Origin of the sequence: Novosphingobium sp. fls2-241-R2A-195 (assembly GCF_030209485.1) — a bacterium.
GTDB lineage: Bacteria > Pseudomonadota > Alphaproteobacteria > Sphingomonadales > Sphingomonadaceae > Novosphingobium > Novosphingobium resinovorum.
This window is the reverse complement of the sequence record NZ_JARVRY010000002.1, coordinates 111,396-136,157: the sequence shown is the minus strand read 5'-3', so window position 1 is coordinate 136,157 and position 24,762 is coordinate 111,396. Positions and strand designations below refer to the sequence as shown.

Genomic DNA, 24,762 nt, shown 5'->3' with positions numbered 1-24,762 from the left:
TCCATGTGAACCTTTGCACGGCCCTTTCGTCCTGCGGGACGGAAGGGCCTTTTTCTTTGACCCCATACTTCGTCATTGCGAGCGCAGCGAAGCAATCCAGGGCGGTTTACCCGCCGATCTTCTTCATTCGCACCGCGACGCCGCCCTTGAACAGCGCGAGGACGCGGCCCTGAACGGGCTGGCGGTCGAACGGGGTATTGCCCGCGGCCGCCGCCATCTTGTCCGAATTGACGATCCACGGCCGCTCGGGATCGAGCACCGCGATGTCGGCTTCGGCGCCGACCGCCAAGCTGCCTGCGTTCACGCCCAGCAGCTTAGCCGGGTTGCCGGAAAGCAGCTCGAAGGCGCGGGCCATGTCGATCACGCCGTCGCGCACGAGGCTCATCGTCAGCGGCAGCAGCGTCTCCGCGCCCGCCATGCCGGGGGCCGAATCGCTGAACGGCAGGCGTTTGTCCTCCGGTCCGCGCGGATCGTGGCCCGAGGCGATCACATCGATGGTGCCGTCGGCGATGGCGGCGACCACGGCGCGGCGGTCCGCCTCGCAGCGCAGCGCGGGCGAGAGGTGGGTGAAAGTACGGAACGCGCCGATCGAAAGGTCGGAAAGCATGAAGTAGGCCGGGCTGACACCCGCCGTCACCTTCAGGTCTCGCACCTTGGCCGCGCGCACCAGTTCCAGACCGGCGGCAGTCGTCACGTTGCGGAAGTGGATCGCAGCATTCGCCATCTCGGCCAGCGCGATGTCGCGGGCGATCGCGAGAGCCTCTGCCTGCGCAGGTGCGCTGGGGAGGCCCAGACGGGTCGCCATCTCGCCCGCCGTGGCGACGGCATTGCCGACGATCCCGGCGTCCTCGGCATGGGCGATGACGACCATGCCCAGCATCCCGGTGTACTGCAGCAGGCGCAGCATCGTGCCCGAATCGCCGATCCAGCGCCGCCCGGTGCAGACTGCCCGCGCACCGGCATCGCGCATCATCGCGATTTCGGCGAGCGCCTTGCCCTCCAGCCCCTGCGTCGCGGCGGCGAGCGGGTGGACCCAGAAGTCCGGTTTGCCAGACTGCGCCGCGAACCGCACCCGCGCCGAGACGTCGAGGGGCGGGTTCTGGTCGGGCATCAGCGCCGCGCGGGTGATCCCGCCGAAGTGAAACGCGGGCTTGTCGATCGCGAAGACGCCGATGTCGACGAGGCCGGGGGCGACGATCTGGCCGCGCGCGTCATGCACGGTGTCGCCGTCCTGCGGAGTGACGTCGGCGCCGATCGCGGTGATGAACCCGCCTTCACAGCGCACCGCGCCGGTCTGGATCGAGCCGTCGGCCAGCAGCACGCGGCCATTGGTGACGGTAAGGGGTGCGTGAAGGCTCATGCCCAGCCCTCCATCTTGCGGCCTTTTCGGGTGAGGACATCAAGGCAGGCCATGCGGATCGCCACGCCCATTTCCACCTGCGTGGTGATCATCGAGCGCTCCACATGGTCGGCGACGTTGCTGTCGATCTCGATCCCGCGGTTCATCGGGCCGGGGTGCATGACCAGCGCGTTCGATTCGGCCAGTTCCAGCCGGTCCAGCGTCAGTCCGTAGAGGTGGCGGTATTCGCGCGGGGAGGGGATGAACTGGCCTTCCATGCGCTCCATCTGCAGGCGCAGCATCATCACCACGTCGGCGCCCTTCAGCGCAGCGTCGAAGTCGTGGAACACCGTCACGCCCATCTGCTCGATGTCGGCGGGCATCAGCGCGGGCGGCGCGCAGACGCGCACCTCGGCGCCCAGCGAGGCGAGGCACAGGATGTTGGAACGCGCCACGCGGCTGTGCAGGATGTCGCCGCAGATCGTCACGCGCAGCCCGTTGAAGGCGCGCTTGGCCTGCCGGATCGTCAGCGCATCGAGCAGCGCCTGCGTCGGGTGCTCGTGCTGGCCGTCCCCGGCGTTGAGCACCGGGCAGTCCACTTTGTCCGCGATCAGCTGTACCGCGCCCGAGGAGGCGTGGCGGATGACGATGGCATCGGCGCGCATGGCGTTGAGCGTCATCGCCGTGTCGATCAGCGTCTCGCCCTTCTTCACGCTGGAGGTGGCGACCGCCATGTTCACGACGTCGGCGCCGAGGCGCTTGCCCGCGATCTCGAAGCTCAGGAGTGTGCGCGTCGAGTTCTCGAAGAAGGCGTTGATGATGGTCATGCCGGAAAGCAGCTCGACCCGCTTCTGCGCGCCCCGGTTCATTTCGACCCACTGTTCCGCCTCGTCGAGCAGGAACCAGATCTGGTGCGGGGCTAGCCCTGCGATGCCCGTGAGGCCGCGATGCGGAAAGGCGAGAGCGCCTGCCGGATAGGTGTATTCTGGAGGTGTCATTAAAGACCACGCCATAGGCGGGGAGCCGGGGGTGAGCAAGGGCGATCCAGCCATTCCTCCCCCGATGCGAAAAGGAATGGAACCGCTTTGGTGCCCGCCCCTTTCCCATTCCGCACCGCAGCAGGTAAGGCTGCATGCGAAAGGCAGGTCGTTACATGAGATTCGCGCGCAAGGTCTGGAAGTTGCTGGTCGCCGTGAAGGATGCGCTGGCGCTGCTGTTCCTGCTGGCCTTCTTCGGAGTGATCTACGCCGCGCTCTCGGCGCGGCCGGTCGGCGGCAAGGTGGAGAACGGGGCGCTGCTGCTCGAACTCGACGGCACCGTGGTCGAGGAGAAGAGCAAGGTCGATCCGCTCCAGCTGCTGACGTCCGGCGGCGAGCAGGTCCACGAATTCCAGGCCCGCGACGTCGAGCGGGCGCTGCGGCTGGCGGCGAGCGACAAGCGGATCAAGGCGGTCGTCCTCGATCTCTCGCGCTTCATCGGCGGGCGCTATGTGCATCTGCACGATATCGGCGCGGCCATCGACGAAGTGCGCAAGGCGGGCAAGCCGGTGCTGACGTTCGCCAACCTCTATGCCGACGACGGCGTGCAACTGGCGGCCCACGCCAGCGAGGCCTGGGTCGATCCCATGGGCGGCGCCTTCGTGGCGGGACCGGGCGGCAACCTGCAGTTCTACAAGGGCCTTTTCGACAAGTACGGGGTCAACGCGCATGTCTACCGCGTCGGCACCTACAAGTCGGCGGTCGAGCCTTACATGCGCAGCGACCTTTCTCCCGAGGCGCGCGAGGACTTCAAGCTGATCCTCGATTCGCAGTGGAACGCCCTGCGCGCTGAGATCGCGAAGGCACGGCCCAGGGCGCAGCTCGATCGCATGGTCGCGGACCCGGTCGGCTGGAACAAGGCCCACGGCAACGACATGGCCGAGGCCGCGAAGGCGGCAGGCCTGATCGACCGCATCGGCGACCAGACCGAGTTCGAGGCCCGCGTCGAGAAGCTGGTGGGCGAAACCACGATCGGCCATTCGGACAAGGACGCGCCGGACTACGCGCATACCGGGCTGGCGACGTGGCTGGCGGCGAACCCGGTGAAGGGGGAGGGCGCCAAGATCGGCGTCGTCACCGTCGCCGGAGAGATCGTCGACGGTGAGGCGGGTCCCGGCACGGCGGGCGGCGACCGCATCGCCGCGTTGCTCGACGAGAACCGCGAAGAAGGCATGAAGGCGCTCGTCGTCAGGATCGATTCGCCGGGCGGCTCGGTGATGGCGTCGGAGCGTATCCGCCGCGCGATACAGCGTTGGCGCGATGCCAAGATCCCGGTCGTGGTATCGATGGGCACGATGGCGGCGAGCGGCGGGTACTGGGTCTCCACGCCTGGCCAGCGCGTGTTCGCGGAACCCGCGACGATCACCGGTTCGATCGGCGTTTTCGCCTTCGTGCCCAGCTTCGAGAAGACGCTGGCGGACTTCGGCGTGACCAGCGACGGGGTGCGTTCCACGCCGCTGGCCGGGCAGCCGGACATTCTCGGCGGCTTCACGCCGGAGGTGGAGGCGATGCTGCAGGGCTCGGTCGAGAGCATCTACGGCAAGTTCCTCGGCATCGTCGGCAAGGCGCGCGGCAAGACGCCGCAGCAGGTCGACGTGATCGCTCAGGGCCGCGTGTGGCCGGGTGCGGATGGGCAGCGGCTCGGCCTCGTCGACCAGATGGGCGGGCTGGACGATGCGCTCGCCTATGCGGCGAAGCTGGGCGGCGTGGGCAACGGCAAGTGGCAGGCAGTCTATCTGGAGGAACCGGAGGATTCGTTCAGCGCCTTCGTGCAGAGCATGACGTCCGGTTCGCAGGAGCAGGCGGCAGCCTACGACTTCGCCGGGCTGGTGGCGCAGCGCCAGCGGCTGCAGATGGCGCAGGCGGTGGCGCGGCTCGACGGTGTGCTGGGCGCGCAGGGCGTGCAGGCATACTGCCTCGCCTGCGCGGCCGGGCCGGACTATCGCGCGGTGGCAAAGCCGGTGGGCGAGGGTTCGACCGTGGCGATGCTCGCGCGGCTGGCGGGATGGAAGTAGGCTGACAGGGCGGCGCGCGGCCCTTCGACAAGCTCAGCGCGAGCGGGGTTGAGGTAATGCCTTTCCCCGCTTACGCTTTCCTCTCCCCGCTCATGTCCGAGCACGAGCGGAGGCACCCACACATCGTCATTGCGAGCGCAGCGAAGCAATCCAGGGCGGCGTTCAACTGCCCTGGATTGCTTCGCTGCGCTCGCAATGACGATGTGTGGCTCGATCCGGTGAAGAAATGAGCCTCAATCCGGCGGCGGCAACTCCACCGGCGCCTCATCGGGCTGGTCGAAGTCCGGACCCTGCGGCGGCGTCTCATCCGGACCGCCGGGAACGCCGGGGTCGTTTCCGGGCGTCGGGATTTCCGCAGGCGTGTCGCCGGGGCTGTAGACGGGTGGCTGGGTGGCCATGGTGATCTCGCTCCTCTCGCCCCCTCGCACACATAACCCGGCGTGGAGGCGATCCGTTCCGTGACAGCATAGCGACTCGTCGCACTTGCCCTTTTCTCCGGCTGCCATTAATGGCCCGTCCCTTGAGTTTCAGGCTACACTCATGCGGGCGTGGCGGAATTGGTAGACGCGCTGGTTTTAGGTACCAGTATCGAAAGATGTGGGGGTTCGAGTCCCTTCGCCCGCACCAATCCGTCACCTGTGCGAGGGTAGGCCACGGTAATGCTGGCCGAGAGGCCCTTTGGATTGCACAGGAAGGCATCGAAATGCAGATTGTCGAGACGACCAACGAGGGCCTGAAGCGCGCCTACACGGTCACCATCCCCGCCGCCACCATCACCTCGAAGGTCGAGGGCGAGGTCAAGAAGATCGCCCCGCAGGTGAAGATGCCCGGCTTCCGCGCCGGCAAGGTTCCCGCGAACCTCGTCAAGAAGCTGCACGGCCCGGCGATCCACCAGGAAGCGCTGAACACCTCGATCCGTGAAGCCATGGACAAGCTGGTGGCCGACAACGCCCTGCGCCCGGCCATGAACCCCGACGTCAAGCTGACCGACGGCTACGAAGAGGGCAAGGACGCCGAGCTGACCGTCAGCCTCGAAATCCTCCCCACCATCGCCGCGCCCTCGCTCGACGGCCTGAAGCTCGACAAGTTGACCGTGCCCGTCTCTGACGAAGCCGTTACGGAAGCGGTCGCGAACATCGCCAAGCAGCAGCAGCGCTTCGAGACCAAGGACGGCGAGGCCGCCGAGGGCGATCAGGTCATCATCGACTTCACCGGCAAGCTCGACGGCGTCGAGTTCGACGGCGGCAAGGCCGAGAAGGCCCCGCTGGTGATCGGTGCCGACCGCTTCATCCCGGGCTTCGAAGAGCAGCTCAAGGGCATCAAGGCCGGTGACGAGCGCACCATCACCGTGACCTTCCCCGAGGACTACCCGGCCGAGAACCTCGCCGGCAAGGAAACCACCTTCGACATCGTCGCGCACGAAGTGAAGGCGCCTGCCGAATCGAAGCTCGACGACGACTTCGCCAAGGAACTGGGTCTTGAGAGCCTGGAGCAGCTCACCGGCCTGCTGCGCGGCCAGCTGGAGCAGGAAACTGCCGGCCTGACCCGCACCGCCATGAAGCGCTCGCTGCTCGACCAGCTGGCCGCCGGCCATGACTTCGACGTGCCGCCGACCATGGTGGAAGCCGAATTCTCGCAGATCTGGCAGCAGCTGATCCAGGAAGCGCAGAACGAGGAAGACCCGGCCGCCGCGCTCGAAGAGATCGAGGCCGAGAAGGACGACTACCGCAAGATCGCCGAGCGCCGCGTGCGTCTGGGCCTGCTCCTGTCGGAAATCGGCCAGGCCAACGGCGTCGAAGTGACCAGCCAAGAAATGGGCATGCTGATGCAGCAGGCTGCGCAGCAGTACCGCCCGGAAGACCGCCAGCGCTTCTTCGAATACGTCCAGCAGGACCCGATGATGGCCGCCCAGCTGCGCGCTCCGCTCTATGAGGACAAGGTCGTCGACTTCCTCATCGAGAAGGCCGAAGTGACCGAGCGCGAAGTGACCCGCGACGAACTTCAGGCCGCGATCGAGGCCGACGCCGACGGCGAGAAGCCCGCTGCGGCCGCGAAGCCGAAGAAGACTCCGGCCAAGAAGGCTGCCAAGAAGGACGAAGCGGAAGCCGCTCCGGCCCCCGAGGCAGAAGCGGAAGCTGCCGCCGAGGAAAAGCCGAAGAAGGCTCCGGCCAAGAAGGCTGCCGCCAAGAAGGACGACGCTGAAGAGGCTCCGGCTGATGAAGCCAAGCCCGCCAAGAAGGCCCCGGCCAAGAAGAAGGCCGCTGCCAAGGAGGACTGATCCCTCCCTTGCGGTTTGACCGATAACGAAAAAGCCCCGGTGCATCGCTGCACCGGGGCTTTTTCGTTTCCGTCGTCCCGGATCAAGTTCGGGACGACGATAGGTTTAGTCCCCGATCTTCCCGAACGGCACCAGCTTGCGTGCCAATGCCGCCGCACCCTTGCCGTCGTTGGCGCGCAGCGAGGGTAGCACCGAGAGCGCCGCGCGCTTCATCAGGGCGTCGAGCGGGGTGGCCGCCTGCCCGGTCGCGGCGGCTTCGGCCCAGCGCCTTGCCTGTGCGATGTCGCTCGGGTCGTTGCGGATCTGCAGCAGAGCGGCGAGGCCGGGGTAGAACGCCCGGTCGCCGCCGAGCGCAACCGCCTTGGCCAGCGCCGTCTCCCCCGCCGCGGTCCGCGCGCCGAGCGCCGTGCGCGCCAGAAACCCGCCGAGTTCATCCACCGCGCCGAGGTGCCATCCGGCGATCACGATCTGCGCCTCCGGATCGCGCGGATTGGCCGCCGCCAGCTTCTGGAACACGTCGAGCGAGGCCCGCACGTCCGAGCGGCTACGGGTCAGCTTGCCGCGATAGCCGATGGCGATAGCCCGCTGCAGCGTCGCTTCGTGATCGCCGGGACGCGCGGCGAGTATCTTGTCCGAAGCCGTGATCGCCAGCGCTACCAGCTTGAGGGCCTGGGCCTTGGTGGCGGTCTGGAAGGCGGCCGTCGTCAGCAGTTCTCGAGGGGTATCGGCCCGGGCGGCCGCCGGCGCCATGGAAACGATTGCACTCACGGCTAGCAAAGTCGATCGGTACACAGGGTCTCCTGCGATGCGGGAAAGGGCCACGATGGCCGAAGACGAGCGCGCCCGCCAGTCACTATCGTCGCGGCGCGCGCCCCGATCGTCCCGTTTTCGGGCTACTGCGCCCAGTTGCGCAAGGCCGGAGCGGTCAGTTTCGCGCTGCGCGACCGTTCGTAGGCGGCGCCGATACGCAGCACTTTGGCATCGTCCCATTTCCCGGCCATGAACGAAATGCCCACCGGCAAGCCCTCGACCGTGCCCATCGGCACCGAGAGGTGCGGATAGCCTGCCACGGCCGCCAGTGAGCCGGCGCCGACATCGACGAAGTTGTCTCCCAGCACCGGGTCGATCGGCCAGGCCGGGCTGGTGGTCGGCGCGACGAGGATGTCGACGTCATACTTCCTGAGCAGAGCGTCGATCCCCTCGGCTCCCGCGAGACGCTGCGCGTCCGCGCGGGCGACGGCGTAAGCGGCGTCGTCAGTGGCGGCGAGCGCCTTTTCGAACAGTTCCTGCCCGTACCAGCGCAGTTCCCCGGCGGCATGGGCCTGGTTGAAGGCGATGAGCCCGGCAAGGTCGCGCGCCGGGATAGTGGCCGGTGTCCCGGCCAGATAAGCGTTCACGCCCTCACGGAATTCATGGAGCATGATCGCTAACTCGGCCTTGCCCAGCCGCGCTTCGGGCTGAAAGTCGATCTCGACGACTTGCGCGCCGTTGCGCTTCATGTCGGCGAGCGCGGTTTCGAACAGCGCAGTGAGAGCCGGCATGTTGCCCACCTGACGGCGCAGCACGCCGATGCGCACCGCCTTCAGGCTGACCTTGCCGAGGCCTACCGTGAAATCGGGCTTGTGCCGGTCGGCGTCCGCCGTGGCGGGGTCTGCGGGGTCGCTGCCGGCGATCGCGTTGAGCAGCAGCGCGGCGTCGGCCACGGTCCATGCCATCGGTCCGGCGGTGTCCTGGCTCGAACTGATCGGCACGATATGCGTGCGGCTGACGAGCCCCACCGTAGGTTTGAACCCGACGAGGCCCATGACCGAGGCGGGGCAGGTGATCGAGCCGTCGGTCTCGGTGCCGATCGCCGCCCAGGCCATGCCCGCCGCCACCGCCGCGCCGCTCCCCGAGGACGAGCCGCAGGGGCTGCGGTCGAGCGCGTAAGGGTTCTTCGTCTGCCCGCCGACCGCGCTCCAGCCGCTGGAGGAGTGCTCGCCGCGAAAGTTCGCCCATTCGGAGAGGTTGGTCTTGCCCAGGATCACTCCGCCTGCGCCGCGCAGTCTGGAGACCAGAGGCGCGTCGCGGCCGGTGGCGTTGTCCTTCAGCGCGAGGCTGCCTGCGGTCGTGGGCATGTCGCGCGTCTCGATGTTGTCCTTCACCAGGATCGCGCGCCCGGCGAGCGGGCCTTTGCCCTTGATGGCCAGCGATTCCGGCGGGGCTACCGCGACGACCGCATGGATCGCCGGGCCGCTGTCGTTGATCGCCTCGATGCGCTGGAGATACGCCTCCGGCGTTTGCTGTGCGGCGGCGGGGCAGGAGAGAGGGCAGGCGGCGGCGAGAATGCCGAGAACGAGAGTCGAGGGGCGGTACACTTCAAGGCTCCGGCAGGATGGAGCCCGGCACGATGGCGGAACCTGCAGCGAGGCGCCAGAGCGTTGCTGCGAGCGTGTTGTTGGATTTGCGCGAGGGCCGATCGTCATTCCGCGGAAGACCGCGTGGGCTTTGGCCCCATCCACCGTTCATACTGAGCGGGGAGGGTGGGGCAGCTTTGGTTGGATAGCTGCCGTTGAAACGGCTTGAACTTAAACACCGCCTTCGCGGGAATGACGATAGATGGATGGGGGACGTGATCGTCAACGGGCAGCATAGCGTTCGAGCATCGGGGGCCGGTGAAGGCAATCGGCGAACCTGAAGGGTCGAGTGCATAGCGGAGCTACGTCCGACGCGTCGGGATGGAGTGGGTTCATCAAGATGATGTCCGCCTCTGGAAGAACCGCCGATTGTACCGCCACGATCAGGGACCGCCTTTCTGCTGCCCAGGCATCGACGAAGGCAACCTTACCCTCATCCGTAAGCTCATGGGGGACACGCTCTGCTTCCTGGCTGATCGTGGTCCACCCCAGAACAAAGTCAGCGTCAAACGTCTCAGGGGTCGCCTGTGCGTACCGCAAGGCCACAAGCACCGCCAGCCCGGCGTCGCTGGCGAAGTTCACCAGAGGCGTGCCCGGAGAAGAGTAGCGGCCGCCCAGCTTCGCTGCTCCTGCGCCATTGAGCGCGACGTGTTCTGGACGCGTAAGCCGCCATACCTTCATCATTTGAGGATTAGCAGGCCACTCACCACTTTCAACCGTGGCAAGCGGGCTCCTGGGCATGAGCCGCATGTCCGCGAATGCCGAAACGGGGGCGCTTCCCGAAAGCCAGCTTTCCTACACGCGGCCTACTCCGATACTTTGCGCCGATGCCCAGTCTGATCACCTCACACCGCACAAGGTTACACCGCAAGGTGACACTTCCGCCTCATAAGGTGACACCTTCCCGGCCCAAGGTGACACCGTTTCTCCCTGGACAGTGTAAACCGTGTAAACCTGCGTCACCTTGTGCACCTCGGGCAGCGCGCCCGGCGGCTTCTCCCCCGTCCATTCACGCCTGATAGGTTAACCCCCTTGAACATCGCGCATTGCCACGCGACATAGGCGAGGCAAAATCGCAAAGAGGACTCCCATGCTCGACCTGTTCGGCGCTTCGAACGCCCAAGGAAAGTTCACCACCGATCCCGTGACGGGCGCACTCGTGCCGATGGTCGTCGAGCAGACCAGCCGGGGCGAACGTTCGTTCGACATCTACTCGCGCCTGCTGCGTGAGCGCATCGTGTTCATCACCGGCCAGGTGGAAGACCACATGGCCTCGCTGATCGTCGCGCAGCTGCTGTTCCTCGAGTCGGAGAACCCGACCAAGGACATCTCGATGTACATCAACTCGCCGGGCGGCGTTGTGACTGCCGGCATGGCGATCCACGACACCATGCAGTACATCAAGCCGCGCGTCTCGACCGTGTGCATCGGCCAGGCCGCCTCAATGGGTAGCTTCCTGCTCGCCGCCGGTGAGCCGGGCATGCGCATCGCGCTGCCGAACGCGCGCATCATGGTCCACCAGCCCTCGGGCGGCGCGCAGGGCATGGCCAGCGACATCGAGATCCAGGCGCGCGAAATCCTGCGCATGCGCCGCCGCCTGAACGATCTCTACGTGAAGTACACCGGCAAGTCGCTCGACGAGATCGAGAAGGCGATGGACCGCGACACGTTCCTCGAAGCTGACGAAGCGCTGGCATTCGGCCTCGTCGACAAGGTCTTCGAGACCCGCCCCGACGGCGACAAGCCGGCGGAAGCGTAACGTCCTGAAGCGGGACCGGCGCCTTCAGTCTCCGTCAAGCATTTGGCGGTAGGATTGCAAAGCCGGTCCCGGGCAGGCTAGAGTGAGCGAGTCGCCTCGGTTGGAGGCTAAAGACGGAAAATGACGAAATTGAGCGGATCTGACGCGAAAAGCACCCTATACTGCAGCTTCTGCGGTAAGTCGCAGCATGAAGTGCGCAAGCTGATCGCGGGCCCAACGGTGTTCATCTGCGATGAATGTGTCGAGCTTTGCAACGACATCATCCGCGAAGAAACCAAGGCGGGCATTGCCGGTCGCAAGGAAGGCGAGATCGTCTCCCCGCGCGACATCTGCGAGATGCTGAACGACTACGTGATCGGCCAGGAACGCGCCAAGCGCGTCCTGTCGGTGGCTGTCCACAACCACTACAAGCGCCTCAAGCACAGCGGCAAGCAGGGCGACGTCGAGCTGTCGAAGTCGAACATCCTGCTCGTCGGGCCGACCGGTTCGGGTAAGACGCTGCTCGCGCAGACGCTCGCGCGCACCTTCGACGTGCCGTTCACGATGGCTGACGCCACCACGCTGACCGAAGCCGGCTACGTGGGCGAGGACGTGGAGAACATCATCCTCAAGCTGCTGCAGGCGTCCGACTACAACGTCGAGAAGGCGCAGCAGGGCATCGTCTACATCGACGAGATCGACAAGATCAGCCGCAAGGCCGAGAACCCGTCGATCACGCGCGACGTTTCCGGCGAGGGTGTGCAGCAGGCGCTGCTCAAGCTGATGGAAGGCACCACCGCCTCGGTTCCGCCGCAGGGTGGTCGCAAGCATCCGCAGCAGGAATTCCTGCAGGTGGACACGACCAACATCCTGTTCATCTGCGGCGGCGCTTTCGCCGGCCTGGACAAGATCATCGCCGACCGCCTGCAGAAGCGTTCGATCGGTTTCGGCGCGCATGTCGCCGATCCGGACAAGCGCCGCGTGGGCGAACTGCTCCAGAAGGCGGAGCCGGAAGATCTCCTCAAGTTCGGCCTGATCCCCGAATTCGTCGGCCGCCTGCCGGTGATCGCGACCCTCAACGACCTCGACATCGAGGCGCTGGTCAAGATCCTCAAGGAACCGAAGAACGCGCTGATCAAGCAGTATGCGCGCCTGTTCGAGCTGGAAGACGTGGAACTGACCTTCACCGACGACGCGCTCGAAGCGATCGCCAAGAAGGCGATCGAGCGCAAGACCGGCGCGCGCGGCCTGCGTTCGATCGTGGAAGGGCTGCTGCTCGACACCATGTTCGACCTGCCGACCGAGCGCGACATCGCCGAAGTCGTCGTCGACAAGGACGTGGTCGAGGGCCGCAAGGAACCCGTCCGCGTGCTCAAGGGCGACAAGGCGGAAGCTGCGGCCTAAGCTGCAGCGGTGCGTTGGAAAAAGGGCCGTCCATCGCGAGGTGGACGGCCCCTTTTCGTATATCGCCGGGACGTAGGGCCCTTGTCTTGGCAATTACCCTAGTCCCCCGCACTCTCCGCCGAACACACGAGGGGAGAGAGCCATGGCCGCACGCGTTCCGGTTTCGCGGGTGATCCATACCATTCACGCCGTCGCCGACATTCATGCCGCCCGTGCACTCTATCAGGATGCGCTGGGCGGGCTGGTCTTTGCAGAGAACTACTTCCCCGCCGAGGACCGCGACGCCGCGCTGCTCTACGTCACCGACCACATGGTCGAACCGATGGCGCCGCGCCGCGCGGACGACCTCACCAAGCCGTTCGCCCGGCAGTTCGCGCGGATCGGGCAGGCGTTCCACTCGTTCGAGATCAAGGTGGCGGACGGCAAGGCAGCCAGCGCCGCCTTCCGGGAAGCGGGCTGCACCGTCGCCGCCGACTACGGCGTGTTCTTCTTCGTGAAGCCCGAATCGACCGGCGGCGTCCTGCTGGAAGTCTGCGAACTGCCGATGCCCAACGATCCGTGGGAGCGGGGCAACTGGGACCCGTCAGTCGGGGCAGGGCATCACTGTACGGTGACCGGACTGGATCACATCGGCTGCGTCACCGCCGATATCGAGACGGCGCTGCGCTTCTTCACGGAGGTCGTCGACGGCGAAGTGCTGGAGGACGCCCGGACCGAACTACCCCAACCCGCGCGCCGGGTCCTGCTGCAAGTGGGCGACACGCGGGTCGCCTTCGTGCAGCCGGATGACGTTGCCGGTGGCCCGCTCGGTGCGTTCCTGCAAAGTACGCAGAACGGCATCTATGCGCTCGTCTGGAAGATCGCCGATGCGGGCAGGGCGCGGGCGCATTTCGCCGACAAGCTGAAGCTGCGCCTGACGGGCGAGGGTTGCATATCATCCGGCTTCGCCATTCTGCCCGAGGACTTCCTCGGCGCGCGGCACGAATTCGTATAGCCTAGACGACGGCCTCGCTCTCCAGCGCGCAGGGGCTGTGGTCGTCGGTCTCGACCTGAATGGTTGGGTGGCCGATGCCGAACTCATGCTCGAGGTCATGGGCCAAGGCATGCAGGAATCCGTCGCCCGGCTGTCCGCCGGGCATGACGAGGTGCGCGGTGAGAGCGGTCTCGGTCGTGCTCATCGGCCAGATGTGCAGGTCATGGACGCGCGCGACGCCCGGCCGCGCCTCGAGGAAGGCGCGCACGCGCGGGCCGTCGATGCCCTCCGGTACACCCAGCATGCCCATGTGCAGCGAATCGCGCAGCAGGCCCCAACTCGACCAAGCGATCACTACGGTGATGACCAGCGAGGTCACCGGATCGACCAGCCCCCATCCGGTGTACGTGATCAGCAGGCCCGCTGCCACAACGCCGACCGAGACCAGAGCGTCCGCCATCAGGTGCACGAACGCTCCGCGCAAATTGAGGTCGGACTTCGAACCCTTTGCGAAGAGCAGCGCGGAAAGGCCGTTCACCGCGATGCCGATCCCGGCGACGATCATCATGGTCGTGCCGCCGACCGGCTCGGGATCGGCGAGGCGCCGCACCGTCTCGACCAGGATCGCGCCGATCGCCACCCATAGCAGCGCTGCGTTGGCTATCGCGGCGAGGATCGACGAACTCTTCAGCCCATAAGTGAAGCGCTCTGAAGGCGGGCGGGCGGAGAGCACCGCCGCCGCCCAGGCAAGCGCCAGCGAGAGCACGTCCGACAGATTATGTCCGGCATCCGCCAGCAACGCCATGGACCCGCTGAGGAAGCCCGCAATCGTCTCGGCCACGACGAAAACGAGGTTGAGCGAGACCGCGATGGCGAAGGCGCGTCCCGGGTTGGCCGGTGCCGCATGCGCGTGATGATGGCCATGCCCATGGTGATGTCCATGCGCATGCTGATGCCCGTGATGATTGTGACCTGCGCTCATGACCGACGAGTGGCACGAGTGCCCGACAGTCATCAAGCTATGACGTAACATCACGCCCGCATTACGTTTTTGCAGTGTTGCAGGTGCAGCAACACTTTCCCTTCCCCGTGACATTTATGCCGCAGCGCGATATTGAGCGCGTATCGCAATATGTTGAAATATATGCAATTTTTTGCCGTAAAGCGTGTTGTGTTACGCTAGTGTCACAAAATTTCACGTTTGCGCACGCAATTGAGTCCTCACCGTCAGAAAGTTGTCATATCCCGCTGCTCTTAGCAGCCGCAGCAAATGCGGCGTGGCTCAAGCGTTCGTCGCACATTGTGACTACTCCAGTCTGACAAGCTCAGGGGCATAAAATGAAACTCACCTCCCTCCTCTCCTCGGCGACCAGCACGATCGCCGTCGGCGCCGCCTTCCTTGCGGTTCCCGCTTTCGCGCAGTCGACCGGCGCCGTCGATTTCGAAGAAGGCACCATCGTCGTCACCGGTCAGGTCAACAAGGGTGTCGCGGGCATCCAGGTTCCCAACACGTCGAAGGCCAAGCAGGTCCTCAACCAGGAGATCATCGCGACCCAGGTTCCCGGTCAGACGATCAACGACGTCATCAACCTCATGCCGGGCGTCAGCTTCCAGAACAATGACGCTTTTGGGTCGTCGGGCGGTACGCTGACCATCCGTGGCTTCGACGACAGCCGCATCTCGCAGACGGTCGACGGTATCCCGCTGAACGATACCGGCGGTTACGCGCTCTATTCGAACCAGCAGGTTGATCCCGAAATCATCGAGCAGGTCAACGTCAACCTCGGCACCACCGACGTCGACTCGCCGACCGCCGCTGCATCGGGCTCCACTGTCAACATCCGTACCCGTAACCCGCGTGACGAATTCGGCGTGCGCTTCCTGGGTTCGGCCGGTGACTTCAACTTCTTCCGCATGTTCGGCGAGATCGACACCGGCGTCCTGAACTCGAGCGGCACCAAGGCGTTCTTCTCGGCTTCGAAGGCGACCAACGACACTGTCTACGGCGGCATCGGCAAGATCGACAAGACCCAGTTCAACGCCAAGATCTACCAGCCGCTGGGCGACAACGGCGACTTCATCTCGGTCGCCGGCCACTGGAACCGCAACCGCAACAACTTCTTCGGTTCTACCCCGCTGCGTGTCGATCCGAGCCGCACCGTCGGCCCGGATTCGAGCAACCGCTTCCCGCTGACGAAGGACGAGCGCTTCTACAAGATCGCTGGCTGCCAAATTAAGACGGGCGTTAACGGTACTGCCGATGTCGATGCCAACGTTAATCCTGATGGCACGTTCGGCTGCGGTTCGCTCTACGACTACCGCTTCAACCCGTCGAACACCGGCAACCTGCGCATCAACTCGCGCTTTACGCTGACCGACAAGCTGACGCTGAACGTCGATCCCAGCCTGCAGTACACCCGCGCCAACGGCGGCGGCACCGTGCTGGCGAGCGAAGGCTACTTCACCCAGAGCGCCAACGCCACGCGCAGCGCGATCACTGCTGCCCAGCAGGTGACCGGTTACCTCGGCGGCCGTCCGTACTTCGGCGGCGTCGACCTCAATGGCGACGGCGACACGCTGGACACCGTCCGCGTTCTGGCGCCGAGCAACACCGAGACCTGGCGCATCGGCGTCATCGCCTCGCTGCGCTATGACATCGACGACAACAACCGCGTCCGCGTTGCCTACTCGTACGATCGCGGCCGTCACCGCCAGACCGGCGAAGTCAGCCTGCTCAAGAGCAACGGTTTCGCGTCGGACGTCTTCTCGGACAGCAAGTTGACCGACTCTGACGGCAACATCCTGCAGAAGCGCGATCGCCTGTCGTACGCGATTCTGCACCAGGTTTCGGGTGAGTACACCGGTGACTGGATGGACAACTCGCTGCACCTTAGCGTTGGTGTCCGTGCGCCGTTCTTCAAGCGCAACCTGACCAACTACTGCCTCGCGACCAGCGCGACCGGTTTCGTCGACTGCTTCACCTCGAACAGTGCCGACCAGGCCACTTACGCTGCCGCGAACCCGTCCTACAAGCTGCCGCAGCAGCGCATCCTGAACTATAACAAGGTGCTGCCGACCGCGGGTGTCGTGTTCGACGCGACCGACAACGCCAGCCTGTTCTTCAACTACTCGAAGGGCCTTCAGGTCCCGGGTACGGACAACCTGTACCAGTCGTTCTGGTATGCGAAGGACACTGCCGGTGCGAACCCGGTGCCGGAAACCACCGACAACTTCGACCTTGGCGTCCGCTACACCTCTGGCATCATCCAGGCGTCGCTGACCGGCTGGTACACCCGCTACACCAACCGTCTGGCTTCGGCGTTCGATCGTGACCTCGACGTCACGATCTACCGTAACCTCGGCCGCGTCGACAAGTACGGCGTCGATGGCAGCTTCGCCGTTCGCCCGATCCCCGAGTTCAGCCTGTACCTGTTCGGTTCGTACCTGAAGTCGAAGATCAAGCAGGACGTCGAGATCGGCGAGACCACTGCCGGCGATCCGATCTACGCCGCCACCAAGGGCAAGCGCGAAGCCGGTGCGCCGGTCTACACGCTCGGTGCCCGCGCCAGCGGCAACATCGGTCCGGTCGAACTGGGCGCGCAGGTCAAGCGCACCGGTCCGCGCTACGTGAACGATCAGAACATGGCGATCGTGATCGGCGGTACCCAGGTCTATGCGAAGAAGACCCCGGCCTACACGCTGGTCGATCTCGACGCCAAGGTGAAGCTGGACTTCGTCGGCCTCGGCGACCGTACCTTCCTGCAGCTCAACGTCGTCAACGTTTTCGACAAGCTCTATGTCGGCGGCTTCGACGGTGCAGGCACCTCGACCACCAGCGTGCCGAATGCCTTCATCGGCACCCCGCGCACCTTCATCGGTTCGGTCAGCTTCGGCTTCTGATCGAATCCGATCCGGTAACGGAACAGTGAAAGGGGAGGAACCGCGAGGTTCCTCCCCTTTTTTCTGTTAGTCCCGGCTTGGTAGTTGTCGCGGTCAGTGCGATTCGAGGGCTATCTGTTTTCCTACATCGGACAGCGGGCCTAGAATGGGTGCATGAAAACGCGACTGTCCCCTTGTCACATGCGCGCCACGGAATGTGATCGCCACGCGTTCGGGGTTCGCGCCGGTAGAGGGGCGGGGCGTGGACAAGGTGACGCTTTGGGCGTGCAAGGTGACACCTCCCCCTCGCAAGGTGACACCTTCTTGGCACAAGGTGACACCTTCCGGGGTAAGGTGACGCCTTTTCTCCCTGGACTGTGTAAACCGTGTAAACCTGTCACCTTGCGGGAGCGGCCGGGCGGCAATGCGCCGGTCGTTCCCGCAGCCCTATTCGTAGACGCAGGAGTCGTAGCCGCCGCGCTTAACGGTGCCGATGCGGGCGGCGATCGTGTTGCCGTAGCGGCGCGTGAAGCCCGCCGGGTTCTTGACCGAGCGCGTCTTGGGGCTGGGCAGGGCGGCAGCCATGCGGCCCGCCTCGGCAGGGGAGAGGTTCGCGGCCGACTTGCCGAAGTACCGCTGCGCCCCGGCCTCGACGCCGTACGTGCCAATGCCGGTCTCGGCGACGTTGAGGTAGACCTCCATGATACGGCGCTTGTCCCACAGGTTCTCGATCAGGAACGTGAACCAGACCTCGAAGCCCTTGCGCAAGTAGCGGGTCCAGCCTTCGCCCTGCCACAGGAACACGTTCTTGGCGGTCTGCTGGCTGATCGTGGAACCGCCACGGATGCGTCCGCCGCGGGCGTTGCGCTCCATGGCCTTTTCGATCGCGTCGGTGTCGAAGCCGTTGTGCGTACAGAACTTGCCATCCTCGGCGGCCACGACGGCGGCGACCATGTTGCGGTCGATCCGGCTGAGCGGTACCCAGTCCTTGGTGATCCCGTTGCCATCGACCAGCATCGTCACCGTCACCGGCGGCGGCACGAAGCGATAGAGCATCGTCAAGCCCACGCTGATCGCAATGAACCACACGATGATCTTGGCAAGGAGACGCATGGACGCAGGGAGCCTCTGAAACGGTCGGGAAGCTTCTCTCTAGTCGAAATGCCCGGCATTGCGCCAGCACCGGCGCGCGCAACGCCCAGCCGATGCATGTATTCGTAATATCGACGTTTCATTTGCAGTATTGACAGTTCTCCCGGATACATCGTCGCATAAGAGGAACGGGAGAACAGGCGCATGGCGGCATCCTTCGGGTTGGGATGGAGGCAGGTCGCGGTCGGCTTCATGCTGCTGGCGGCGACGGGCATGGTGGCCGCGACATATTCGATCGTCGCGGTGCCGCTGGCGCGTGAGTTCCGGCCGAGTCGCACTGTGCTCATGCTGGCGATGACGGTGATGTCGGGCACCAGCGCGGTACTCGCGCCGCTGCTGGGTATGGTGATGGATCGGTTTCCGCTCCGCCGCCTGATGGTGGCAGGCGGAGTGCTGCTCGCGTCAGGCTATGTGGCGATCTCGCTGGCGACGTCGTTCATGCACGTTCTGGTGGTCTTTGCAGTGCTGATCGCGCCCGCCAACGTGCTGACCGGCCCGGTGGCGATCACGGTGTTGCTCTCGCGTTGGTTCGCGCAGAAGCGGGGGAGGGCGGTGGGCATTGCAATCGCCGGGATTTCGGCGGGGGGCTTCGTGTTCCCGTTGGTGCTCTCGGGGTTGATGGCCGCTTTCGAATGGCGCGTGGCGCTGCGGGCGCTGGCGGTGGTGCTGCTGCTTTGGATGATCCCGATGGCGCTGCTGGTGGTCGATCGGCCGTCGGACCGTGGGCTCAATCCCGACGGTGCGCAGGAGCCGCCGCCGCAGGCCCGCGAGGAACTGGCGCGCGCACCGATCTCGGCCCGCGCGATCCTGACCGATCCGGCATTTTGGATGATCGCTTTGACCGTCTCGATCGTGACGGCCGGGATGAAGGGAATGGTCACCAACCTCGCGCCGCTTGCCATCGACACGGGTGCGACGGCCGCGCAGGCAGCGCCGCTGATCTCGATCTACGCGGCCTGCGCCTTCGTGGCGAAACTGGGCTTCGCGGCTCTGGCCGACAAAGTCGGGCCGAGGGCGTTGATGCTCTGCGCGCTCGGCGGCTTCGCGGCCGGGATGGCTTGCATGACCCAGGCGCACGCCGGCTACGAGGTCATCGCCCTGGGGGTGGCGGTGACCGGGCTGTTCGGCGGGATGATGGTTCCGGCCGAAAGCTACCTCGCCCCCCGCATCTTCGGCCAGCGCGGCGTGGGCAGGGCGATGGGGTTGCTGTCGGGCGCGATCCTGCTGGCGATGCTGGCGACGCCGCCGCTGTACGGCCTGATCTACGACCTCACCGGCAGCTACACGGGCATGTTCTGGGCGTTCGCCGGGATCGCGCTCTTGGCGCTGCTCTGGGTGCCCATGCTGAGATTGCATCCTCGGCAAATGGCCAGAGAGGCGGCATAAAAAAACCGGGCCATCCTCGCGGACGGCCCGGCCTCTCGTTACGCCTGGTTGCTCCGGATCAGGCCGGGAGCAGGCGCTTCTCACCGGCGATGCGGTTCATCGCCTTTTGCAGCTTCTCGAAGGCGCGCACCTCGATCTGGCGCACGCGCTCGCGGCTGACCGAGTAGACCTGGCTCAGTTCCTCCAGAGTCTTGGGATCGTCGGTCAGGCGGCGCTCCGTCAGGATGTCGCGCTCGCGCTCGTTGAGCGAACCCATGGCCTCGATCAGCATGTCGTGGCGCACCGAGGCTTCCTCGGCATCCGCGACGGTTTCGTCCTGCAGCGGGCGGTCATCCTGCAGGATGTCCATCCACTGGCCTTCGCCTTCCTCACGCAGTGAGACGTTGAGCGAGGCATCGCCGCCCATCATCATGCGGCGGTTCATGTTGACCACCTCGGTCTGCGAGACGCCCAGCGTCGTCGCGATCTTGGCGACGTCGTCGGGGTGCAGGTCGGTGTCCTCGTAGGCGTCGAGGTTCTTCTTCATGCGGCGCAGGTTGAAGAACAGCTTCTTCTGCGCGGCGGTGGTGCCCATCTTCACGAGGCTCCACGAACGCAGGATGTATTCCTGGATTGAGGCCTTGATCCACCACATCGCATAAGTCGCGAGGCGGAAGCCGCGCTCGGGCTCGAACTTCTTGACGCCCTGCATCAGGCCGATGTTCCCTTCGGAAATCAGCTCGGACACGGGGAGGCCGTAGCCGCGATAGCCCATGGCGATCTTGGAAACGAGTCGCAGGTGGCTGGTGACGAGCTGCGCTGCAGCTTCCGGATCCTGATGCTCCGAATAGCGCTTCGCCAGCATGTATTCCTGCTCAGGAGCCAGGATCGGGAACTTGCGGATCTCCGACAGGTAGCGGTTGAGGCTTTGCTCACCGCCCAAAGCCGGGACACTCGGCAGGTTTCGATTATTGCTCACGATCATCCGTCCTTTCTAGGTCGGTACACGGTCTAGGACCCTTTATAGGCGTCTTAGCTTGTGACCACCTCTATACGTTAGCATGGATTTGCGATTTCAGTGTCGCAGTTCGTCGATCAGTGTCCGCATATCGTCGGGCAAAGGACTGGCGAAATGGACCCTTTCTTGTAAAACGGGGTGAACGAACCCGAGTTCCGCAGCGTGGAGCGCCTGGCGGGAAAAACCGAGTCGGGAGAGAATCGGTCGAAGCGGAGAAGGAGTTCGCCCATAAACAGGGTCTCCCAATAGCGCATGACCGATTGACGCCATGTGAACACGGACCTGATGGGTTCGTCCCGTCTCCAGCCTGCATTCGACAAGAGTGGCGCCGCGCAGCGCTTCCAGGGTACGGAAATGGGTGACCGCGTGCTTGCCGCGCCCGTCCTCCACCAGCGCCATCTTCTTGCGATCATGCGACGATCGGGCGATCGCGCCGCGCACGGTTCCGGCTACCGGCACCGGCCTGCCGCCGACGACGGCGTGATAGGCGCGTTCGATCGAGTGATCGGCGAACTGGACGGCCAGCCCTTCGTGCGCCTTGTCGGTCTTGGCGACGACGAGCAGCCCTGAAGTGTCCTTGTCGATGCGGTGGACGATACCGGGGCGCGCCACGCCGCCGATGCCGGACAACTGGCCCCGGCAGTGGTGGAGCAGGGCGTTCACCAGCGTTCCGTCGAGATTGCCCGCGGCCGGGTGGACGACGAGTCCGGCGGGCTTGTCTACGATGATCAGGTGCTCGTCCTCGTAGACGACGGCGAGGGGGATGTCCTGCGCCACCGCTTCGGCGGGCGCGGCCTCGGGCACGTCGATGGCAAACGGTGTTCCGGCATCCACTTTCAGAGATGCCTGCGCTACGGGCTTTCCGGCGAGCGAGACGCGGCCTTCACCCATCAGCGCCTTGATGCGTTCGCGCGACAGGCCGCTGACTTCGGCCAGGGCCTTGTCGATCCGGCCGCCACTGGCGACTTCGCCTTCGATGATGTTTGTAAGCGCCCCCATTGCGCGTAGGATTTGGGGATGATCGTCGAACTGACAAGTGGTGTTCTTGCAACATTGCATGAAGATGCGCGCAGCGCTGCTCCCGAAGAATGCTGCGGACTGTTGCTTGGGCGCGGTCAACGGATAGACGAAGCGCGGGCTGCGGCGAATCTGGCGGAAAACCGCCATGTTCACTTCGAGATCGACCCCGTCGTGCTGCTGGCGGCGCACAAGGAAGCGCGGGCGGGTGGGCCGGAAGTGATCGGCTACTATCACTCTCATCCTACGGGGATTTGCGTGCCTTCGGCGACCGATCGGCAACATTCCACCGGGGATTCGCGCATCTGGGCGATCATCTCGGAGAGCGAGGTTGCTTTCTGGCGCGATAACGCCAATGGATTCGAGGCCCTGCCGTTCCGCGTCGTCGAATAGGGGGCCGCGTCAGAAGTACGAAAGAGCAGCCCAAGCCCATGACCACGAGTTCGATCGAACTTGCCAGCCTCCTGTGTTCGCGCCTTTGCCATGACATGCTCAGCCCGGTCGGCGCGCTGACCAATGGCCTTGAACTGCTTGCGGACGAGAAAGACCCGGAGATGCGCCAGCGCTGCTTCGAACTTCTTGACCAGAGCGCGAGGATTTCCACCGACAAACTCAAGTTCTTCCGCCTGGCCTTCGGTGCGGCGGGCGGCTTCGGCGAGATGGTGGCGGTGAGCGAGGCCAAGGTTCTCGTCGATGCGCTGGTGGCGAACAATCCGCGCGTCACGCTGGCCTGGGCGCTGCCGAGCGATTCGCTGCCGAAGGCGGCGATCAAGACACTGCTCAACTTCGCGCTGATCGGCCTTGAAGCGCTGCCGCGCGGCGGCACGCTGGAGATCGCGGCGGAATATCGCGACAATCACAGCGAACTGGTCGTGCGCGCGGCCGGTCCGCGCATCGCTTTCGACCGTTCGGTCGGCGCAGCGCTCGAAGGCGCTTTGCCAGAGGGCGAACTGTCGAGTCGCACCGCGCCTGCCGCGATGCTGCGCCAGTTAGCGGTGGAGCTGAAGGGCCAGCTTCAGTTCGCGCTGGCGGACGATGCGCTGGTGCTTGGCGCGATGCTGCCAAGGGCCTGACGGGAAGGAGGCGCGACGAAGATGAACCGTTGGCTCGTCAATCGCACCGTCGCCTCCCCCAACTGGAACGAGCGCAAGCTGCCGATCACTATGGTCGTGCTGCACTATACCGGCATGAAGTCGGCCGAGGAGGCGCTGGAGCGGATGTGCGATCCGGCCGCCGAAGTCTCTGCCCACTATATGATCGACGAGGAGGGGATGGTCACCTCACTCGTTCCTGAAGACAAGCGGGCCTGGCACGCGGGCCGTTCCTACTGGCGCGGTGAGACAGACGTGAATTCGGCCAGTATCGGCATCGAACTGGTCAATCCCGGACATGAATGGGGCTATCGTCCGTTTCCCGAACCGCAGATGGATGCGTTGCTGCCGCTGCTGGCGGATATCATGGACCGGCACGACATTCCCCGGGCCAACGTGGTCGCGCACTCCGATATCGCGCCTGCCCGCAAGCAGGACCCGGGCGAATACTTCGACTGGAACCGTCTTGGCGAACTCGGCCTTGCGCTGGAGATTCCCCAGGCGAAGATGAACCTTTTCTACGACAACCCCGGCGCCTTTTATCTGGCGCTGGAGCGGTTCGGCTACGACATCACCGACGGGCGGGCCGCCGTCACCGCGTTTCAGCGCCGCTGGCGCCCGATCTTCATGGATGGCGAGATCGATGGAGAAATCGGCGGTATCCTGTTCGAACTGCTGTTGGAACGCGATACCGGCCGTGCTAGGTGACCGCCCGCGCCGGGGAGCCGGGCAGCCGCGGGGTCGCTAAGGAAACTTGGATGACCGCGAGGAAAGTCCGGGCTCCACGAAACAAGGGTGGCAGGTAACGCCTGCCGGGCGAGGGCGGTTTTCAGACCGTCCGAAGCCTAGGGAAAGTGCCACAGAGAGCAAACCGCCGATGTTTTCCTCGGAAAGCAGGTAAGGGTGAAAGGGTGCGGTAAGAGCGCACCGCGCTGCCGGTAACGGTAAGCGGCTTGGTAAACCCCACCCGGAGCAAGACCGAATAGGGGCTGCGCGCCGGCGTCTCGCGAAAGCGGGGGAGATCGGCGGGTTCGTTTCGAACCCAGGCAGCCCGGGTTGGTCGCTTGAGCGAGGCAGCGATGTCTCGCCTAGAGGAATGGCTGCCGCCGCGGCGTAAGGTCCCTCTCTTGGGAGACCACGCCAGGAACAGAACCCGGCTTACAGGCTCCCCGGCGCATTCAGGGCCTTGAAATTCCGGCTATTCAGGCAGCTTCGCTGCAGCCGGCAGCATTGTCGCTCGCGGTCAGGAACCAGCGGTCGGTTCCTTGCAGGCCGAGGGCAGTCAGCGTGCCGTGAAGGAATGCGCCGGTGTCGATGCCGATGCGGTTGCCGCGCTCGTCCGGTTCAGGCGTGATCGTATGCCCATGCACCACGAACGCCCCGAAATCGCCGCGATGGCTCAGGAAAGGCTCGCGAATCCAGCGGCAGTCGCGGCCGAGCTGGTGTTCGAGCGGTGTGTCGGGGCGGACACCTGCATGGACGAACACGTAGTCGCCTACGCGGTGCATCTTCTTGAAGCTGTCGAGGAAGTCGAAGTCGTCCTGCGGAATCGCCTTGTTCATCAGGCGCTGCATCTCTTCGGCATCGGCTGCGAGCAGTGTGTCCTTGTCGATACCGTAGGACAGGATCGTCTCCAGCCCGCCGAACTTGAGGAAACCGCGCATGGCATCGGCATCCTTGCTGGCAACCAGCAGCATTTCCTCGTGATTGCCTTGGATGAACTCGACCTCGCGCTCCTGGCCCCACTGGCGTGCGCGCGCCACGACCCCGGCACTGTCGTCGCCCCGGTCGATGAGATCGCCCAGCAACACGACGGTCGTGTGGGCACGTCCCCGTGCTGCATCGTCCCGCTCGATGGTGTGGATGAGATCTTCGAAGAGATCCGCACGGCCGTGGATGTCGCCCACGGCATAGACCCGTTCACCTGAGGGGATCGAAGGGGCTCGCCGTTGGTCGGCCCGGCCCATGAGCTTTCGTATCGTGTTCAGCATTTATTGCACTGCGGTATAAACCGCACCCTTCAACTGCACAACCCGTAGGAACCACCAGAGGTTGCAGTG

At 65.0% G+C, this 24,762-nt stretch carries 21 protein-coding genes, 1 tRNA gene and 1 other RNA gene; 12 read left to right on the top strand and 11 right to left on the bottom strand.

The window, feature by feature from the left end; all coding sequences use genetic code 11:
- Positions 1–106: 106 nt before the first annotated feature.
- Complete coding sequence (locus QRN25_RS01395) at positions 107–1,360, bottom strand: dihydroorotase (protein ID WP_285017021.1); 1,254 nt, start codon at positions 1,358–1,360, stop codon at positions 107–109.
- Positions 1,357–2,337 carry an aspartate carbamoyltransferase catalytic subunit gene (locus tag QRN25_RS01390; RefSeq protein WP_008833076.1) on the bottom strand — a complete coding sequence of 327 codons (981 nt, stop codon included), beginning with the start codon at positions 2,335–2,337 and terminating at the stop codon, positions 1,357–1,359. The genes QRN25_RS01395 and QRN25_RS01390 overlap by 4 nt, the downstream gene beginning before the upstream one ends.
- A 155-nt stretch (positions 2,338–2,492) precedes the next feature.
- Between QRN25_RS01390 and sppA the strand changes: the two genes are divergently transcribed.
- Positions 2,493–4,391, top strand: a complete 1,899-nt coding sequence (gene sppA / locus QRN25_RS01385) for a signal peptide peptidase SppA (protein WP_285017017.1) — start codon at positions 2,493–2,495, stop codon at positions 4,389–4,391.
- Between the two features lie 233 nt (positions 4,392–4,624).
- On the opposite strand, the gene QRN25_RS01380 is transcribed toward sppA, so the two are convergent.
- The gene (locus QRN25_RS01380) at positions 4,625–4,789 is read right to left on the bottom strand and encodes a hypothetical protein (protein ID WP_172705199.1); all 165 of its coding nucleotides are present in this window, start codon (positions 4,787–4,789) and stop codon (positions 4,625–4,627) included.
- A 144-nt stretch (positions 4,790–4,933) separates the two neighbouring features.
- On the opposite strand from QRN25_RS01380, the gene QRN25_RS01375 reads away from it, so the two are divergent.
- Positions 4,934–5,018 (top strand) — tRNA-Leu (locus tag QRN25_RS01375).
- A gap of 76 nt (positions 5,019–5,094) precedes the next feature.
- Positions 5,095–6,669, top strand: coding sequence for a trigger factor (gene tig, locus QRN25_RS01370; protein WP_285017013.1), 1,575 nt, complete (start codon positions 5,095–5,097; stop codon positions 6,667–6,669).
- A gap of 105 nt (positions 6,670–6,774) precedes the next feature.
- Here tig and QRN25_RS01365 read toward each other — a convergent pair whose 3' ends face one another.
- The 3 genes from QRN25_RS01365 to QRN25_RS26330 all read right to left on the bottom strand — a co-directional run bounded on the left by QRN25_RS01365 (position 6,775) and on the right by QRN25_RS26330 (position 9,746).
- Positions 6,775–7,419, bottom strand: a complete 645-nt coding sequence (locus QRN25_RS01365) for a hypothetical protein (RefSeq protein WP_271184705.1) — start codon at positions 7,417–7,419, stop codon at positions 6,775–6,777.
- 143 nt (positions 7,420–7,562) lie between these two features.
- Positions 7,563–9,026, bottom strand: coding sequence for an amidase (locus tag QRN25_RS01360; RefSeq protein WP_285017009.1), 1,464 nt, complete (start codon positions 9,024–9,026; stop codon positions 7,563–7,565).
- 261 nt (positions 9,027–9,287) lie between these two features.
- Entirely contained in the window at positions 9,288–9,746 is a 459-nt protein-coding gene (locus QRN25_RS26330) for an RES family NAD+ phosphorylase (protein WP_350224228.1), read from the bottom strand.
- A 409-nt stretch (positions 9,747–10,155) separates the two neighbouring features.
- Between QRN25_RS26330 and clpP the strand changes: the two genes are divergently transcribed.
- The 3 genes from clpP to QRN25_RS01345 all read left to right on the top strand — a co-directional run bounded on the left by clpP (position 10,156) and on the right by QRN25_RS01345 (position 13,201).
- Positions 10,156–10,824, top strand: a complete 669-nt coding sequence (gene clpP / locus QRN25_RS01355; RefSeq protein WP_008828343.1) for an ATP-dependent Clp endopeptidase proteolytic subunit ClpP — start codon at positions 10,156–10,158, stop codon at positions 10,822–10,824.
- Positions 10,825–10,944: 120 nt separating this feature from the next.
- The gene (clpX, locus tag QRN25_RS01350; RefSeq protein ID WP_008828342.1) at positions 10,945–12,207 is read left to right on the top strand and encodes an ATP-dependent Clp protease ATP-binding subunit ClpX; all 1,263 of its coding nucleotides are present in this window, start codon (positions 10,945–10,947) and stop codon (positions 12,205–12,207) included.
- A gap of 142 nt (positions 12,208–12,349) precedes the next feature.
- A complete protein-coding gene (locus QRN25_RS01345) occupies positions 12,350–13,201 on the top strand; it encodes a VOC family protein (protein WP_285017007.1) in 852 nt (283 codons plus the stop codon).
- A gap of 1 nt (position 13,202) precedes the next feature.
- On the opposite strand, the gene QRN25_RS01340 is transcribed toward QRN25_RS01345, so the two are convergent.
- Positions 13,203–14,162 carry a cation diffusion facilitator family transporter gene (locus QRN25_RS01340; protein ID WP_285017006.1) on the bottom strand — a complete coding sequence of 320 codons (960 nt, stop codon included), beginning with the start codon at positions 14,160–14,162 and terminating at the stop codon, positions 13,203–13,205.
- A 356-nt stretch (positions 14,163–14,518) separates the two neighbouring features.
- On the opposite strand from QRN25_RS01340, the gene QRN25_RS01335 reads away from it, so the two are divergent.
- Entirely contained in the window at positions 14,519–17,080 is a 2,562-nt protein-coding gene (locus QRN25_RS01335; RefSeq protein ID WP_285017004.1) for a TonB-dependent receptor, read from the top strand.
- 426 nt (positions 17,081–17,506) lie between these two features.
- On the opposite strand, the gene mtgA is transcribed toward QRN25_RS01335, so the two are convergent.
- On the bottom strand, positions 17,507–18,172 hold the full coding sequence (gene mtgA, locus QRN25_RS01330; protein ID WP_271184710.1) for a monofunctional biosynthetic peptidoglycan transglycosylase: 666 nt from the start codon (positions 18,170–18,172) through the stop codon (positions 17,507–17,509).
- Between the two features lie 183 nt (positions 18,173–18,355).
- On the opposite strand from mtgA, the gene QRN25_RS01325 reads away from it, so the two are divergent.
- On the top strand, positions 18,356–19,597 hold the full coding sequence (locus QRN25_RS01325) for an MFS transporter (protein ID WP_285017001.1): 1,242 nt from the start codon (positions 18,356–18,358) through the stop codon (positions 19,595–19,597).
- A 58-nt stretch (positions 19,598–19,655) separates the two neighbouring features.
- Here the strand turns inward: QRN25_RS01325 and rpoH are convergent, their stop codons facing one another.
- Together rpoH and QRN25_RS01315 are read right to left on the bottom strand one after the other, a co-directional pair.
- Positions 19,656–20,561: an RNA polymerase sigma factor RpoH gene (gene rpoH, locus QRN25_RS01320; protein WP_036523631.1), complete on the bottom strand. Its 906-nt coding sequence runs from the start codon at positions 20,559–20,561 to the stop codon at positions 19,656–19,658.
- Between the two features lie 90 nt (positions 20,562–20,651).
- A complete protein-coding gene (locus QRN25_RS01315) occupies positions 20,652–21,593 on the bottom strand; it encodes an RluA family pseudouridine synthase (RefSeq protein WP_036523633.1) in 942 nt (313 codons plus the stop codon).
- Positions 21,594–21,611: 18 nt separating this feature from the next.
- Between QRN25_RS01315 and QRN25_RS01310 the strand changes: the two genes are divergently transcribed.
- From QRN25_RS01310 to rnpB, 4 genes are all read left to right on the top strand, one after another.
- Positions 21,612–22,004 (top strand): M67 family metallopeptidase, encoded by a 393-nt coding sequence (locus tag QRN25_RS01310; RefSeq protein WP_285017000.1) that lies wholly within the window; start codon positions 21,612–21,614, stop codon positions 22,002–22,004.
- 38 nt (positions 22,005–22,042) lie between these two features.
- Positions 22,043–22,684: a histidine phosphotransferase family protein gene (locus tag QRN25_RS01305; protein WP_211150325.1), complete on the top strand. Its 642-nt coding sequence runs from the start codon at positions 22,043–22,045 to the stop codon at positions 22,682–22,684.
- A gap of 21 nt (positions 22,685–22,705) precedes the next feature.
- Positions 22,706–23,410, top strand: a complete 705-nt coding sequence (locus QRN25_RS01300; protein ID WP_036523637.1) for an N-acetylmuramoyl-L-alanine amidase — start codon at positions 22,706–22,708, stop codon at positions 23,408–23,410.
- A 9-nt stretch (positions 23,411–23,419) separates the two neighbouring features.
- Positions 23,420–23,879, top strand: an RNA gene (rnpB, locus tag QRN25_RS01295) — RNase P RNA component class A.
- Positions 23,880–23,904: 25 nt separating this feature from the next.
- On the opposite strand, the gene QRN25_RS01290 is transcribed toward rnpB, so the two are convergent.
- Positions 23,905–24,693, bottom strand: a complete 789-nt coding sequence (locus QRN25_RS01290) for a metallophosphoesterase (protein WP_502910402.1) — start codon at positions 24,691–24,693, stop codon at positions 23,905–23,907.
- Positions 24,694–24,762: the final 69 nt, after the last annotated feature.